Origin of the sequence: Kutzneria sp. CA-103260, assembly GCF_018263855.1 — a bacterium.
GTDB lineage: Bacteria > Actinomycetota > Actinomycetes > Mycobacteriales > Pseudonocardiaceae > Kutzneria.
The window spans coordinates 599,779-617,233 of sequence record NZ_CP073318.1 but is presented as its reverse complement, the minus strand read 5'-3'; the positions used below and the strand labels follow the sequence as shown (position 1 = coordinate 617,233).

The window sequence follows — 17,455 nt, the reverse complement described above, 5'->3', positions numbered from 1 at the left end:
ACTCGACCCGGACGTGCAGCTCGTCGCCCGAGTTGGGCAGCTTGTGCTGGTTGTTGAACGCCTTGTCCACGCCGTCCTGGATGCGCTGCTTCAGCGCGTCCAGATGGGACTGGTCGACACCGGGGCCCTTGTCCAGGTGCAGCTTGACCGTGTGCTCCTGCACCCAGCGGCCCGGCTCCACCTCCATCCGCCGCACGTCGTAGTGGATCTTGCCGTCGACCTTGCTCAGGTCCGCGGGCCGACCGTCGTCGTGCGTGCGCGGAACCTTGCGGATCACATCCGGGTCGTCGAGCCGGACCGTCCGATGTGGAGCACGGTCGCGGCCCTCGTTGTACTGCCTGTGCCACTCCTGCCCGGACAGGTGGCCGGGCTTGCGCGGACCGGAGTGCGTTGCCGGCGGCGGGGTCTCGGTGTGCGGGGCCGGCACCTCGGTGGTGTGCTCGAACTGCGGGGCGTTGCGCTCCGGCAGCGTCTGCGGGTGGTCGGGATCGTGTCGCAGCGCGCCGTACTGGTTGATGTACGCGTCGACTTCCTCCGGCGTCGGTCGCCGCGGCACGATCGCGCTCAGCGGCCCGTGCACGTCCGGGCCCAGCGCCGCGCTCGCCGGCGTGTTCATCCGGAAGGTCGTCGTCTCGTAGTCGCGGACCGGGCCGCCGATCATCGTCTCGCCCGGGTTCATGAAGGCGATGGCGTCGCCGTTGGCGAACGACACGGTCTTGGTCAGCACCTTGCCGACCGGCTGGTTCGGGTCGCTCGGGTCGTAGCCGTGGATGAACTGCCGCTGGTCTCCCGGCCCCATGTTGCTGTTGCCGACGGCGACGCCCGCCGCGATGTCGAAGCTCTCGCTGAACGGCACGAACCGGGACTGGTCGGTATCGAAGGTCGGCCGGTTCTCGGTGCCCCGCGGCGGGATCTCGCCGTTCTCCACCGCGTGCCAGGTCTGGTGGAAGGCGGCGATGCCGCGGTGCAGCGTCAGCCCGGTGGTCATGTACTGGTGGACCTGCTCGAGCACCTGGCGCTGTTCGGCCTCGCTCACCCGGTCGTCGAGCAGGTGCGAGCTGATGAAGATGTCGCGGTCCTTGACCTTGTAGAAGCCGCCGACGTCGTGCGCGTCGACGTGGTGGCCGTTGCCCAGGTCCAGGTCGAACGTCGGCGGGCCGGTGAGCGAGGACAGCGCGTTGGTCGCCCGCTCCCACCACGGGCCCGGCCGCCCCTCGGACCGATGCTCGTCGGCCCGGGAATCCCGCAACCGCTGGGTGAAGTCGACGAACTTCTGCAGGTGCTCGGTCGGGTGCCCGCCCTGGCGCGCGTGCTCGATCTGCTCCTGGACCCGGTCGTGCACGGTCTGGAGATCGTGGTCGCTGTAGCCCCGCCAGATGTGCGCGGTCGGGTCGTCCTCCTGCCGCATCGCGTGCAGGGTGATCGCCGTGTCGCGCTCCTCGCGGAGCTGGGCCAGGCGATTCTCCAGGCGCTGCACGTCACGGTCGGCCGCCTGCCGGCGGTTGGCCTGCTCGCCGGTCCGGAACAGGTCCGTCACGTTCCGCCGGTCGCGCTGGGCCGTCGCCTCGGCCAGCCGGTTCTCGACGCCCCGCACCCGCTGGTCGACGATGTCCGGCCGGGCGGCGTGCTGCGAGGCCTCGATCATCTTCTGGATCGCGGCCGACCGCTCCGGATCACGCTCGTACGTCTGCCGCATGTCGGTCAGCGTCTTGGTGTCGAGGCCGTACAGCGACGCCTCGAACGACCGGATCGGCGTGCCCTCGTGCACCGGGCCGAACCCGCCGGGCACCACCATGTCCATGTCCGGCGCGGCGGACCGTGTCGGCTGCTCGGACCGCATGAACGGCTGCGGCCTCTGCTCGACGTGTCGCGCGGGGGCCGGCTCGTGGCCCGGTTCGTGCTGACCCGGCTCGTGGTGGCCGGTGTTGTCGTGCAGGGCGCTCAGGTCGTCGATGCCCCGGTCACGCCCCAGTTGCTCGGTGAAGTCCACGAACTTCTGGAGGTGCTCGGTCGAGTGCCCGCCCTGCCGGGCCGGCTCGATCTGCTCCCGCACGTTGTGGTGCACGGTCGCGAGATCGGCGTCGCTGTAGCCGCGCCAGCCGTAGCCGGTCGGGTCGTCCTCCTGACGCAGCGCGTGCATGGTGATCGCCGCGTCGCGGTCGCTGCGCAGCTGGGCCAGGCGGTTCTCCAGGTTCTGCACCTGGCGGTCGTCCGCCCGCCGCTGGGCCTCCTGCTGTTCCCGGCTCGCCTTGGACCTGAACGCGTCGGGCAGCCGGCTCGGCGCCGCGTTCTGGTCGCGGCGGGCCTTCGCGTCGGCGAGGCTCTCCTCGGCGGCCCGCACCCGCCGCTCGAACAGGTCGGGGCTGCCCGCGACCCGTGAGATGTCGATCATCCGCTGGACCGCGGCCAACCGCTCGGGATCGTTGGCGTGCATCTGCCGCATGTCGTTCAGCGAGTCGCGGTCGAGGCCGTGCAGGGACGCCTCGAACGACCGGATCGGCGTGCCCTCGTGCACCGGGGCGAAACCACCGGGCACCACCATGTTCATGTCCTGGCCGTCGGCCCGCGTCGACGGTCCCGGCCGCATGAACGGCTGCGGCTTCGGCTCGGGCGCCGGCGTCGGCTCCGCGTCGTGCGCCGGATGCAGGTCGTCGTAGCCCCGCTCACCGCGCATCTGCCCGGTGAAGTCCACGAACTTCTGCAGGTGCTCGGTCGGGTGCCCGCCCTGCTGCGCGTGCTCGATCTGCTGCTGGACGTGGTCGTGCACGGTCTTGAGATCGTCGTCGCTCAGGTCCCGCCACACCGGCGCGGTCGGGTCGGCCGGGTGCCGCAGCGCCTGCATGGTGATCGCCGTGGCACGGTCGTTGCGGACCTCGGCGAGGCGCTCCTCGTGCTGCTGCACCCAGCGGTTGGCCGTCGGCCCCGGGTTCGCGTGACCGTCACGGAGGGCCTTCGCGTCGGCGAGCCCCCGCTCCACGGCCCGCACCTGGTTGTCGAGGACCTCGGGCCGGGCGGACTGCCGGTCGAGGTCGATCATCCGCTGGACCGCGGCCGACCGCTCCGGGTCGTCGGCGTACGTCTGCCGCAGATCGCTCAGCGACCTGTGGTCGAGGCCGTACAGCGACGCCTCGAACGACCGCAGCGACCGCTCCTCGTGGACCGCGCCGATGCTGCCGGGCATCAGGTGGTCAACGCCCGGAGTTCCGTTGTGCGGCAACGATTCCGGCCGCATGAACGGCCCCGACTCGTGGTGGCCCGTATCGTTGGCCGCACCGTCGAACAGCGAGTGCTCGGGGGCCGAACCGCTGATCCCCAGCTCCCGCACCTGGTTGTACACCCCGTACAGGCGCTCGGTCGGGTGCCCGCCCAGCCGCGCGTCGTGCATCAGGTTGTTGAGGTGGTCCTCGACGGTGATGAGGTCGTCGCGCGACATCTTGCCCCAGCCGGGCGCCTTCGGGTCGGCCGGCTGACGCAGCGCGTACGCGGTGAGGGCGTCGGTGCGCTCGGACTCCAGCCGCTTCAGCTCGGCGGTCAGCTCGCGCTCGTGCTGTGCGAGCCGCTCCTGCTCCTCCCGGTGCTGCGCCTGCGCGCGGCCGCTCGTCGACGCGTCCGGCACCACGTCCGTGGTCTGCCGCAGGTCGTCGACCTGCTTGCGCGTCTCGTCGACGTCCCGCGTGAGGTCGCTCAGGTGCTGTTCGAGGCCGTCCTCCTGATAGCGGCTCATCCGAGCGATCTCGTCGGTCCGCTCCTGGTTGCCGCGCCAGTGCTCGGCCTGCGCCCGCAGTTGGTCGGCGCTCATGCCGTGCAGCGAGGCCTTGAACGCCGCGTGGTCCTCGTCCTCGGTGAGCACCGGGCGCTCGTCGACGTCGTGCGGGCGGAGCTCGGGCTCCTGGGCCTCCAGGCGCGCCCGCTCCTCCGCGAAGCGGCGCAGCCGCTCCTCGTGCATCCTCTCCTCGCGCTCCGCGCGGCGCTGCTGGCCCTCCTTCAGCCGCTGGCTGAGGCGGTCGAGCCGCTGGATCCGGTCCCCCATGCGGGAGGCGTCGGCGAAGCGGTCGCGGTAGTCGTCGTGCTCGGCCAGCGACAGCGCGTGCTCGATCTCCTTCACCACCGCCTTGGCCTCGGCCTCGGCCGCGCGGTGCGGGGCGAGGTCCTCGGCCGGCTCGAACATGTGGGTCAGGCGGTGGCTGAGGGACTCACGCTCCTCGAAGCCCAGCCGGTAGTCCTCCACCGACTGCTTGGCCTTGTCCAGCGCGGCCTTCAGCCCGTCGACGCCCTGGAGGGCGACCTGGCCCCACGCCCGGCGCACCGTCGGCTCGTTCTGCACCCGCTCGTGCAGCTTGCGCAGGTCCGAAGGGTCGAAGCCGGCCCTCTCGGCGAGCTCGACCTGCCGGCCAAGGTGCTCGTCGAGCTGGCGGAGCGCGGGGTAGCCGAGCTTGCGGAGCCCGTCGGCGTTGGGCCCGGCCACGTAGTGGTCGACGGCGTGCATCATGTTGGCCTGGCCCTGGTTGGCGGCCAGGTGGGCCAGCTCCTGGTTGGTGGTCCGGAGGCGGCCTTCCAGCCCCGCGATCTGCGTCTTGCGCTGGGTCTCGGCGGCCTCGTCGGCGGCGTTGCGCAGCGCCTTGGGCTTCCAGGTGCCCTTGGACTTCGCCTCGCTGATCCGGTGCTGGAGGTTCGCGGCCCGGTCCTGCAGCACCTTCGTGTAGCCGGACGGGCCGTCCGGGTGGTTGGCCGCCCGCTTGAGGATCTGCGTCTGCCGCGCGTGGTCGTACGTCGACCGGTCGTTGCCGTAGCTGACGTCCTCGACGTGGTGGCTGACCTGGTCGGTGTTCCGGCCGCTCAGCCAGGCCTGCATGCCGTCGAGGATCTCCTTGGGAGTCTGCTCGCCGAGCGCGGAGTAGCGGCCGTCGTGGGACTGGATCTCCACCTGTGGCCCGGTTTCCGGGCCGTGGTGGGTCTGCACGCCGTTGTGGTCGACGACGACGTGCGCACCCATCGCGTTGGCCACGGCGTCGGGCAGGTGCTGTCCGACGCGCGAGTTGTGCCACGACGGCGTCTGCACGCCCTTGCCGACCAGGTCGGCCGACGTCGGCATGGCACCGTGGTCGACGACGGACCTCGTGATGTGGTCGACGATGTCGTGGTCGCCGCTGGTCAGGTCCGGGCCGTCCATCATGCCGCGGACGGTCTGCCACCGCCGCGCCGACGGTGTCGCGAGGTCGTCGGCGAGGTTCGAGCGCCACTGCTCCAGCTTGGCCTCGTCGGTGAGCCCCTGCTGGCGCGGCTCCAGGTCGGGGGCGAACTTCTCCAGCGTCCGCTGGTCGACGTGGTCCGCCGCCCAGCGCGACAGGCTCTGGTGGTCGAGACCCTCGTACTCGTGCTGCTGCGGGTTCTGCTCGATGTGGTGCACCACGGCGTCAGTGGTGGTGTTCACGGCCTCGTGGCTGCCGAACGGCGACGCGTGCTCGACCGGCGCGTGCTGCATCGCCGAGCTGCGCAGGATCGACTCGACCAACCCACCGTCCAAAGTGGACTGATGTGGTTGCTTCGGCGGAGCCGGCGGGGCTTCCTCCTCGACGTGGTGCCCGCCAACGGGTTCGTCGTCGAAGGCGCCCGGCACGCGGTACGTGGGCTCGTCGGCGTTCCGGTCGAACACCGGCGCCGCCCGGCCCTCGTCCTGCTGCTGGTTGAGATGGTCCCGCATGTGCTGCTGGTAGCGCTGCACGGTGTCGTGGGCCTGGCGCAGCTGGTTGGCCTCGTGCGAGCTCAGCACGTAGGTGTCGCCGTCCACCCGGGACTCGTGGTTGGTCCGGATGGGATTCCACTTCGACTGCGCCGGCGGCAGCCGGTAGTTGTCGTTCTCCACGCCGAACTTGCCGTGCATGCGCTGCCGGATCGCGGTGACGTCGTTCATCGCGTTCCGGACGTCGTGGGCCAGGTCGCTCGGGACCACGCCGCGCCGCTCCAACTCGTTGACGCGGTCGATCGTGTTGGAGTGCTCGGTGATGCCGGAGTGCACGGCCAGCCAGCGCGTGCCCATGGTCAGCGAGCGCAGGAACTGGTCCTTGATGTTGGCCGGGCCGGCGGGCATCTCGCGCGGCCGGGTGTTGGCCCGCTCGGCCAGGCTGTCCCGCACCTCGTGGCGCACGTTGTCCGGCACGTTGGCGTAGGCCGTCTTCATGGCGTCGAACGCCGGCGTGTGGCCGGTGCGGTCGGCGTGGTTCATGCCGTCGACCGGCACCACCCGGGAGTCGTAGATGACACCGAAGTTCGGGGCGCCGCTGGGCTGGTTCATGCTCCGGGTGGCCACCGCGTCCGGCCGCGCGTCCTGGTGGATCGGCAGCCACAGGGTGTCCGCCTCGAACAGCACCTTCTCGTCGCCGGTCGAGCGCGGCAGCTTGCTGATGTAGCGCTCCCGGCCGAGGTTGAGCATGTCCTCGGTGAGGCTCTGCATCAACTGGAGGTGCTGGTGCTCGCGGGAACCCGGCTGGACGTCGCCGACGATGGCGAAGTCCAGGTCGCTGGCCGGGCCGAGCTCGCGGCGGCCGTAGCTGCCGACAGCCACGACCGACCACGGGTGGTCCGGCTCGCCGATCATCTTGGCGGCCGTCTTGGCCGCCTCGCCGACGATGTTGTCGGCCGAGGCCAGCACGAGGTCCGAGGTGGCCCGGGAGATGTCGTGGTCCAGCCCGGTGTTCGTCTCCACCGCCCGGCGGGCGCTGGCCGACGCCGCCTCCATCCGGTTGGCCAGGTCCTCGGCGCTGTTCAGCACGTCGTGCAGGTGGGCGACGACCAGCCGGTTGCCCAGCTCACCGGCGGTCTGGTGGCGCTCCGCCGTGGTCAGGTCGTCGCGGCCCAGCTTCTGGGCCAGGTCCTTGGCGTGCTGGTCGTCCATCCGCTCGGCCAGGTGCCGGGCCAGGTCGACCGAGGCCGGGTCGTGGTACTTGCCGACGTTGTTGGCGAAGTCGTCGGTGATCCGGTCGACCAGCTTGCGCTCGCCGCCGGTGTACATGTCCTCCGGCATGGTCGTCTCCGACAGCTTCGCCGGCCGGGACTCGATCTGCTCGGGCTGGTGCGGGTGCGGCTGGTCGTCGCCGCGGTGCGCGTGGTGCTCAAGCGGGTGGCCGTCGAAGTTGTCGGTGTGGAAGGCGTGCGGCGCGGCCTTGTTGGCCGCGGCCACGTGCTCCGGCAGCCAGCGGTCGCCGGACTCGATCCGGTCCGCGAAGTCGCTGCGGGCCTTCTCGTTCGCGCCCGGCAGGTAGCGCTCCGGGTCGTTGCGGATCTCGTCGGCCGTGCGCTGCCAGACGTTGCGGCTGTCGTGGGCCTCACCGAGGTGGTGGTTGAGCATGCTGGCGAACGACTTCGCCACACCCTGCCCCGGCTTCGGTCCGATGTGGACGGTGTCGTCGGCGATCTTCGGCGGCGGGTTGTCCTTCTGGTGCAGGCCTTCCGGCACATCCCGCTCGCCGGTGAACATGTCGTGCGAGGTGTCCGGCAACGCCGCGTGATCGTGCGCGACGTCCTCGATACCCTTGATGTCCTTGGGCTGGTAACGGGAATTCGGGTTGGCCAGGCCGTCACCCATCGGGCTCTTGCCGTCATCGATCCGGTTGCGCAGATCGTGCCGACCACCATCGAGGCTCTTAGCCCGACGGCCGTCGTCACTGTTGAGAACCCGGACGTTGTCGTCCTTGCCGGCGATCCGGTTCGGGTTGTCGGGGGTGGCCGCCCGATCGTTGTAGCGGTCCGGCAGGCCGAGGAAGTGGCCGACCTCGTGGGCGAACTCGCGATCGGTGGCGTTGAGCGGCCACCGGTGCTGGTTGACCGCACCGTCCTGGTTGACGTGGATCGACTCGTGGGCCTGCCGCGGGTCGTCGTGGAACTCCACCCGGACGTGCAGCTCGTCGCCCGAGTTCGGCAGCTTGTGCTGGTTGTTGAACGCCTTGTCCACGCCGTCCTGCACGCGCTGCTTCAGGGCCTCGATCTGCGTGTGGTCGACGTTCGGTCCCTTGGCCAGGTGCAGCTTGACCGTGTGCTCCTGCACCCAGCGGCCCGGCTCCACCTCCATCCGCCGCACGTCGTAGTGGATCTTGCCGTTGACGTGGCTCAGCTGCGCCGGGCGGCCATCGTCGTGGGTGCGCGGCACGTTCCGCTTCACATCTGGATCGTCCAAATTGACCGTCCGATGTGGAGCGATATCACGGCCCTCGTTGTACTGCTTGTTCCACTCCCGCTGGGTCATGCCCTCGGGCTTGCGCGGGCCCGTGTGCGTGGCCGGCGGAGTGTGCGTGCTGGGCTCGCCGTCGCCGGTGTGCGGCGTGGTGTCGCTGTGGTGGGTCGTGTCGTTGGTGTTGTTGTGCGACACGGTGTTGCTGTCGTGCGGGGTGTCGCCGGTGTGGTCGATCGCCGGCGCGGAGCGGCTCTCCGGCGGCAGCTGGGTCCGCGCGTGGGTGTTCAGGAAGTCCATGTACCGCTGCGTGGTGTCGTGGACCTTCTGTATGTCCGCGGCCTCACCGTGGCTCAGCACATACGTGTTGTTCTCGATCTTCGACGTGTCGTTGGGGCTCTTGCCGAAGGAGAACCGCGGCTTCGGCGGCGGCATGGTGAAGGTGTCCTTCTCACCGCCGTACGCGCTGTGCATGCGCTGCCGCAGCGCCGACACCTTGTCCATGGCGTCGCGCACGTCCCTGGCCAGGGCCGGCGGCAGCGTCCCCTGGTGCTCAAGGGCGGTCACCCGGTCGATCGTGTTGGTGTGGTGGGTGATGCCGGAATCCACCGCCAGCGCCCGGGTGCCCAGCGTCAGCGCCCGCTGGAACTGCTGCTTGACGTTGACGCTCCTGGTCCAGTCCACCGGCTTGCGGAAGTCGTGCAGGTTGTCCCGCAGGCCCTCGCGCACGTTCTCCCGGTCATTCCGGTCCACGTTGCCAACGGCGTTTTTCATCCGGTCATGCACCGGCGTGCCGTGCGAGTTGTCCACATTGGGCACACCATCGACGTGCACCGGCCGGGAGTCATAGACCACACCGGCCTTCGGCGTGTCGCCGGGCATCCGGCGGCTGGTGTTCGCGACCTGCTCGGGGCGCGCGTCGGCCTGCGTGTCCAGCCACAGCGGGTCCGCCTCGAACAACGACTTGCCGTGCGGGGACCGCTCGTTCGGGTCGGACATCAGGTGCTCACGGCCCAGGTTCAGCAGATCTGAGGTGGTGTCCTTGAGCAGTTCCAGGTGCGCGTGCTCCCGCGAGCCCGGCGGCACGTCGCCGACGATGGCGAAGTCCAGGTCGCTGGCCGGGCCCAGTTCCCGACGCCCGTAGCTGCCGACCGCGACCACCGACCATGGGTGGTCCGGCGCGCCGACCATCTTCACTGCCTGCTTCACGGCCTCAGCCACGACCCGGTCGGCCGAGTTCACCACGTGGTCGGAGACCGCCCGCGCGGTAGGGCCATCGAGCTTGGTGTTGCCGTGCGCCATGGTCTTCGCCGTGTCGGAAGTGAACTTCATCCGGGTGGCGAGGTCCTCGGCCGTCTGGTGCACGTCCGCCAGGTGGTGCGAGACCAGGCGCTTGCCCAGCTCGCTGGCGTACTGCTGGCGGACGCCCTCGTCGATGCCCGGGTGCGCCATCTTGGCGGCCAGGTCCTTCGACCCCTCGTCGCCCACCTTGTCGGCCAGGTGCTTGGCCAGGTCGATGCCGGCGGCGTCGCCCCACTTGCCGGCCTTGTCGGCGAAGCTGTTGGTCATCTGGTCGACCAGACGCCGCTGGCCGTCGGTGTACATGCCCTCGGGCATCGTCCGCTCGGCCAGCGGGCGGGTGATGGGCGGGGCCGCCGGCGGCGGGCCGTCGTGGTGCTGGCCGGTGTTGTCGTGCGTGTTCTGGTCGTGGCTCGTGGACGGGTCGTGGCTGGTGGACGGGCCGTGCTCGGTCGGCTGGTGAGTCAGCGGGACGTGGCTGGCCGAGCCGTCGTGGCTGGTGGCCGGCGTGTGCTGGGCCGGGGCCGGGGTGTGCTGGGCCGGGGCCGGGGTGTGCTGGGCCGGGGTGTGCTGGGCCGGCGGGTTGCCGTCGCCCTCGCGGTCGAACACCGGCGCCGGCCGGGACGTCACCGGGTTCGGGTCGTTGCGCAGGCCGCCGTGCTCGTGGATGTAGTCGTCGATCTCCTGCTGCGACGGCTTCGGCGGCATGTCGTCGCCGAGCCGGGTGTTCATCCTCGGGTCGCCGAAGACCTGCGACATCGGGGTGTCCATGTGGAACACCTCGGCGCCGTCGTGCCGCACAGGGCCGCCGACCTGGGTCTCGGTCGGGTTGATGAACGCGACCGAGTCGCCGTCGTGCGCGGACACGGTCTTGGTCAGCACCATGCCGACCGGGTGGTTGTTGTCCCTCGGGTCGTAGCCGGGCACAAAACGGCGGTCGTCGCCCTCGCCCATGCCCTTGTGGCCCATAGCGGCGGCCGCGGCGACGGTCCGGTCGGCGCTGAACGGCACGAACCGGGTGTCCCGGGTGCTGAAGTCCGGCCGCTCGCCGTTGCCCAGCGACGGGATCTCGCCCCGTTCCACCTGGCTCCAGGTCGGGTGCCAGGAAGAGATGCCCCGGTACAGCTTGAGGCCACCCTTCAGGTAGTCGTCCACCTGCTTGAAGACGATCTCCTGGTCCCGGTGGTCGGCGTTCTGCTCGAGCAGGTCCTTGCTGATGTAGACGTCGTGGTCGTTGAGCTTGTAGAAGCCGCCCACGTCGTGCGCGTCGAGGGTGTTGTGCTCCAGGTCGAGCTGGACCGTCTCCGGGCCGGCCACCGCGTTCTTGATCTTGTCCCACCACGGGGCCGGCCGTGAGCCCGGCGCGTTCGGGTCGTTGCGCAGGCCGCCGTGCTCGTTCTTGTAGGTCTGGATCTCCTGGTCGGACGGCTTGCCCGGCATGAACGAGCCCAGCGTGCTGCCGTCGTCCTTGCCGCCGAAGACCGCGTGCGCCGGCGTGCCCATGTGGAAGTGCTTGGCGTCGTAGTCGTGGATCGGGCCGCCGAGCTGGGTCTCGCCGGAGTTGATGAACGCGATCTCGTCGCCGTTGTTGGCGGAGACCTTCTTGGTCACCACCATGCCGACCGGGTGCGCCGGGTTGTTCGGGTCGTAGCCGGGCACGAAACGGCGGTCGTCGCCCTCGCCCATGCCCTTGTGGCCCATGGCCGCGCCCATCGCCACGTTGTGGTCGGCGGTGAACGGCACGTACTTGGTGTCGCGGGTGCTGAAGTCCGGGTGCTCGCCGCTGCCCAGCGGCGGGATCTCGCCGCCCTCGACCTGGTGCCAGGTCGGGTGCCAGGCCGAGATGCCACGGTGCAGCGTCAGCCCGTCGTTGCCCAGATACTGCTTGACCTGGTCGTAGACGATCGCGGCGTCGCGCGGGTCCTTGCCGTCGATCAGGTGCGAGCTGATGAAGACGTTGTGGTCGTCCAGCTTGTGGAAGCCGCCGACGCGGTGCGAGTTGAAGGTGTGGCCGCCGCCGAGGTCGATGTGCTCCGGCGGGTTGAAGGCGTTCTTGATCGAGTCGAACAGGCCGTGCCGGTCCTCGCGGGTGGCCGGGCCGCTCTCGTGCGGCTTGCCGCCGCCGACCGGGTGGCCCTCGAAGTCGTGCGCGCCGAAGGCGTTCTTGGCCGCCTTGTTGGCCACGTCGATGTGCTGGGAGTCCCAGTGGTTGCCGGACTCGATGCGGTTGGCGACGTCGTCGCGGGACTTCTGGTTCGCGCCCGGCAGGTAGCGCTCCGGGTCGTTGCGGACTTCGTCGGCCGTCCGCTTCCAGACGTCGCGGCTCGAGTGCTCGGTGCCCAGGTGGTCGTTCAGGTGGCTGGCGAAGGAGCGGCCGACACCCGAGCCCGGGGCCGGGCTGTGCGGCGTGGGCTCTGCGGCGTGCGGCGTGGGCTCCTCGGTGCGCGGCGGCGTGTTCTCCTTGTGGTGCAAGCCATCCGGCACCGGCTGCTTGCCGGTGAACATGTCGTGCGAGGTGTCCGGCAACGCCGCGTGATCGTGCGCGACGTCCTCGATGCCCTTGATGTCCTTGGGCTGGTAACGGGAATTCGGGTTCGCCAGGCCGTCACCCATCGGGCTCTTGCCATCGTCGATCCGGTTGCGCAGATCGTGCCGACCACCGTCAAGGCTCTTGGCCCGACGGCCGTCGTCACTGTTGAGAACCCGGACGTTGTCGTCCTTGCCGGCGATCCGGTTCGAGTTGTCGGGGCTCGGGGCCTTGTCGTTGTAGCGGTCCGGCAGGCCGACGTAGTGGCCGACCTCGTGGGCGAACTCGCGATCGGTGGCGTTGAGCGGGAAGCGGTGCTGGTTGACCGGTCCGTCGTGGTCGACCCGGATGGTCTCGTGCGCGCCCTTGGGGTCGTCGTGGAACTCCACGCGCACGTGCAGCTCGTCGCCCGAGTTCGGCAGCTTGTGCTGGTTGTTGAACGCCTTGTCGACGCCATCCTGCACGCGCTGCTTGAAGTTCTCGATGTGGGTGTCGTTGACGCCCGGACCCTTGTCGATGTGGAACTTGACCGTGTGCTCCTGCACCCAGCGGCCCGGCTCCACCTCCATCCGCCGCACGTCGTAGTGGATCTTGCCGTCGACCCGACTCAGCTCGGCCGGGCGGCCGTCGCCGTGGGTGCGCGGCACGTTCCGCTTCACATCGGGATCGTCCAAATTGACCGTCCGATGTGGAGCACGATCACGACCCTCGTTGTACTGCTTGTTCCACTCCTGCTCGGACAGGTGGTCGGGCTTGCGCGGGCCGGAGTGGGTGGCCGGCGGGGTGTGGGTGCTGGACTCACCGTCGCCGGTGTGGAGGGTGTCGCCGGTGTGCGGCGCGGGGTCGCTGTGCTGGGTCGAGTCGTTGGTGTGGGACGCGTCGTTGGTGTTGCTGTGCGGCGAGGTGTTGCCGCCGTGCGTCGTGTCGCCGGTGCGCGGCGCGTCGTTGGTGTTGCTGTCATGCGGGGTGCTGCTGGTGTGCGGCGTTTCGTTGGTGTTGCCGTGCAGCGTGGTATTGCTGTCATGCGGGGTGTGGTCGATCGCGGGCGCGGATCGGCTCTCCGGCGGCAGCTCCGTGCGGACGTGCTGGTTCAGGAAGTCCATGTACCGCTGCGTGGTGTCGTGGACCTTCTGTATGTCGGCGGCTTCGCCGTGGCTCAGCACATAGGTGTTGTTCTCGATCTTCGACTCGTCGTTGGGGCTCTTGCCGAACGAGAACCGGCCCTTCGGCGGCGGCACCCGGAAGGTGTCCTTCTCACCGCCGTACGCGCTGTGCATGCGCTGCCGCAAGGCCGACACCTTGTCCATGGCGTCGCGCACATCCTTGGCCAGGGCCGGCGGCAACGTGCCCTGGTGCTCCAACGCGTTCACACGATCGATCGTGTTGGTGTGGTGGGTGATCCCCGAATCCACCGCCAGTCCCCGGGTGCCCAGCGTCAGCGCCCGCTGGAACCGGTCCTTGACGTTGACATCCTTGGTCCAGTCCACCGGCTTGCGGAAGTCGTGCAGGTTGTCCCGCAGACCGTCGCGCACGTTCTCCCGGTCGTTCCGGTCCACGGTGCCGATGGCGTTTTTCATCTGGTCGTGCACCGGCGTGCCGTGCGAGTTGTCCACATTGGGCACACCGTCGACGTGAATCGGCCGGGAGTCGTAGACCACGCCGGAGTTCGGCGCGTCACCCGGCATCCGCCGACTGGTGTTCGCAACTGGCCCGGGACGCGCGTCGGCGTGGGTGTCCAGCCACAGCGTGTCCGCCTCGAACAGCGACTTGCCGTGCGGAGACCGCTCGTTCGGATCGGCCATCAGGTGCTCACGGCCCAGGTTCAGCAGATCAGAAGTGGTGTCCTTGATCAACTGAAGGTGGGCGTGCTCCCGCGAGCCGGGAGGCACGTCGCCGACGACCGAGAAATCGAGGTCGCTGGCCGGGCCGAGTTCCTTGCGGCCGTAGCTGCCGACCGCGACCACCGACCACGGGTGGTCCGGCGCGCCCACCATCCGGACGGCCTGTTTCACGGCCTCGGCCACGACCCGGTCGGCCGAATTCACCACATGGTCGGAAACCGCCCGCGCGGTCGGGCCGTCGAGCTTGCTGTTGCCGCCCGCCAGGGCCTTCGCCGTGTCGGAGGTGGCCTTCATCCGGGTGGCCAGGTCCTCCGCGGTCTGGTGCACGTCCGCCAGGTGCTGGGCCACCAGGCGCTTGCCCAACTCGTCGGCGTACTGCTTGCGGATCTCCGGGTCGATGTCCTTGTGCGCCATCTTGGCGGCCAGGTCCTTCGACCCCTCGTCGCCCAGCCGGTCGGCCAGGTGCTTGGCCAGGTCGATGCCGGCGGCGTCGCCCCACTTGCCGGCCTTGTCGGCGAAACCGTCGGCCATCTGGTCGACCATCTTGCGCTCGCCGGGGGTGTACATGTCCTCCGGCATGGTCCGCTCGGCCAGCTTGGGGGTGATGTGCGGCGGCGCCGGCGGGCCGTCGTCGTGGTGGCCGGTGTTGTTGTCGTGCGCCGGTTGGTCGTGGCTGGTGGACGGTTCGTGGCTGGTGGACGGCGCGTGCGGGGCCGGGGTCTGGGCGGCCGGGGTGTGGGTGGCCGGGGTCTGGGCGGCCGGGGTGTGGGTGGCCGGCGGGTTGCCGTCGCCCTCGCGGTCGAACACCGGCGCCGGCCTGGACGTCACCGGGTTCGGCTCGTTGTGCAGATCGACGCTTTCCGTCTTCGGCCGCGGCGGCGGCACCGTCCGGTTCTGGTCGCTGCGACCCTTCGGGCCCGTGTCCGTCTTGTCGTTGCCGCGGGTGTTCGGCCGGTTGTCCGACGGCTGCGAGCGGTTCGGCGTCGGCGACGCCGTCTCCCGCTCCGGCGTGCTGCGGGTGTTGTTCGACGGCGCGCCGTGGTGGTCGCCGCCAACGCCCATCGGCGGCGGCACGACCGGATTCTGTTGCGGCGTCTCGGTTTCGTGCGGGATCGGCGTCTCGTTGTGCGGCACGGGCTGGGTGGTCGACGTCTCGTGCGGCGTCGGCGCGGCCGGGGTGTGGTCGACCGGCGGGGCGTGGTTGACCACCGGAGCGTTCTCGACCGGCGGCGTGTGGTTGGCGACCGGTGTGTTGTCGACGACCGGGGTGTGCTCGGCCGGTGGGGTGTGCTGGGCCGGCGGCTCGTGCGGAGTGGGCGGGGCCTGCTGGGTGAGCGGCTGCTGGACCTGCGGCTCGTGCTGGGTGACCGGCTCGTGGGTGGTGGTGTTGTCGTGCGTGGTGGTGGGAGCGCTGTCCTTGGGCAGGTTGCTCTCGGTGCTGATCTTCGGAGCGTCGGTCTTGGGGGTGTGGTCGACGGTGACCGGCCGGTCCGAGCCGCGCGGGGGCGGGGTGGCGGACGGCTGCGTCGGGCTGTTGGTGGTGCCGCGGCTCGGCGGAGGCGTGTTGCCGACGCCGCGTTCGCCACCGGTGTTGGTGTTGTTGCCGCGGTTGTCGGTGACGGGGCCGTCGTGCTGGCCGCCCATCATCGGCGGCGGCGCGGACTGCTGCGGCTGCTGGGTGTGCGGCTGCTCCTGCGGAGCGCGGACCGGACCGCCACCGGTGTCGGAACTGGTGGTGGTGTTGGCGGTCCGCATGCCGCCGAGGTTGCCGGTGTTGGTGTCCGAGCTGTGCTGTTGCACCGTCGAGTCGTCGTGGTGCTGCTGCGCCAGCGGCGGGGTCTGGTGCTGCTCGACCGGCGTGTTCTGGTGCTCGGCCGGCGGCGCGGCGTGTTCTGCCGGCGGGGTGGAGTGCTGCACGGGCGGAGCCGACTGCTGCACCGGCGGGGCCTCGTGCTGGACCGGCGGAGCGGAATGCTGCACAGGCGGCGCCGAATGCTGCACCGGCGGAGCGGAATGCTGCACCGGGGGTGCCGCGTGCTGCACAGGCGGGGCCGAGTGCTCCACGGGCGGGGTCTGGTGCTGCACCGGGGGCGCGGCCTGCTCGGGGGGCGGCGTCTGGGTGTGCTGCACGGGCGGCGGCGCGGACGTCTCGGTGCTCTGCTGCACCGGCGGCTGCTCGTGGGTCTGCGGCGGGGCCTCGTGCGACTGGGGCGGGGTCTGCGAACCCTGCCCGCGCGGCGGCGCCGACTGCTGCGCCGGCGGCGTGTTGCTGCCACGGGAAGGCGGCGGCGTCGAGGAGCTGTTGCCCTGGCCGCCACGCGACGGGGCCTGCGGCGGCGGGGCGTCCTGGCCTTGCTGCACGGGCGGCGGCGGGGCCGCCTCCTGGTGCTGCTGCACGGGCGGCGGTGTGCCCTGCGAACCACTGCTCTCGACGGGCGGCGGCACGTTGTTCGGCGCGCCGGAGTTGTTCTGGGAGCCGGAGTTCTCCGCCGGGGGCGGCACGTTCTGCGAACCGGACGACGACGCGGGCGGCGGGGCGCCCTCGGAGTCGTGCGAGTTGCTGTTGCCGCCGCCGGTGTTGAGGAAGTTGTTGCCGCCGACGTTGGGGGGCGGGCCCTCCAGGCCCTCCAGGCCGGAGTGGTTGCCGTTGCCGTTGCCGGAGTTGAAGTCCTCGGAGTGGGTGTCCGGCGGGGTGAAGTCGCTGGAGGTGTTGGGCTTGTTGAAGTCGCCGGTGTCGAACTTGGGGGTGTTGACGTCGCCGACGTGGATGTCGCCCATGTGCGGCGAACCGCCGCCGTGGCCGCGACGGCCACCGCCGCCGAGGGCGCCGGCCAGACCCGAGGTGAGGCCGTAGCCGAGGTTGGCGTCGTCGCCGTTCATCAGGTTGCTGATCTCGGTCATGCCGAGGCCGGTGGCGCCGCCGGTGATCAGCTGGCCGATGAACTTGTCGCCGAAGCCGGTGGTCTTGAACTTGTTGAGGCCCATGCCGATGCCGCCGCCGAGTGCGCCGCCGATCGCGCCCATCTCGGCGGCACTGCCGGTGTTGGCCCAGTTCCACGAGAAGTCGTCGCCGTTGAGCTTGGCCTTGATGGCCTGGATGGTCTGGATGGCGACGTCCAGCGCCACCTGGGAGACGACGCCCATCAGGATGGCCATCGCCAGCCGCCGCAGGATCATCGTCACGGTCAGCCGGGTGGCGGCGATGAAGCCGGGCACCAGGGCCTCGCTCGCGCCGAAGGTCCAGAACGCGTTGGCGGCGGCCCAGGCCAGCTCGGCGGCCAGCAGCACCAGCTGGCCGATGATCATGTACTTGGAGTACTCGGTCTGCTGCGCGGTCTTGTTGGACAGCTGGGTGATCTGCTTGCCGGCGTCGACCAGGGCCGGCAGCTGCTTGTGCATCTGGGTGACGAACTGCGCGAACGCCTCGGCCGGCTGGCCGCTCAGATTGCCGGTGACCAGATTGAACAGCGGCTCGAACTCGCCGGAGATCTCCTGGATGGAGTTCGAGAACTCGGTCCACGCGCGGCCGAGCGCGCGCAGCTTGTCCTCGTCGCCCTTGGGCCACGCCTGACCGGCAACGATCTTGAACAACCAGTCAAGCTCGGAGGGCATCTCCAGACTCAT

At 70.3% G+C, this 17,455-nt stretch carries 1 protein-coding gene (cut by a window edge); it reads right to left on the bottom strand.

Features of this window, described 5'->3' with window-relative positions; all coding sequences use genetic code 11:
• Positions 1 to 17,455, bottom strand: partial view of a putative nucleotidyltransferase substrate binding domain-containing protein gene (locus JJ691_RS02645; RefSeq protein ID WP_211767200.1) — the 5' portion only. Its footprint begins 10,511 nt before the window's first position; 17,455 of the gene's 27,966 nt are visible here — the first part of the coding sequence; the start codon lies at positions 17,453 to 17,455; its stop codon lies off the left edge, out of view.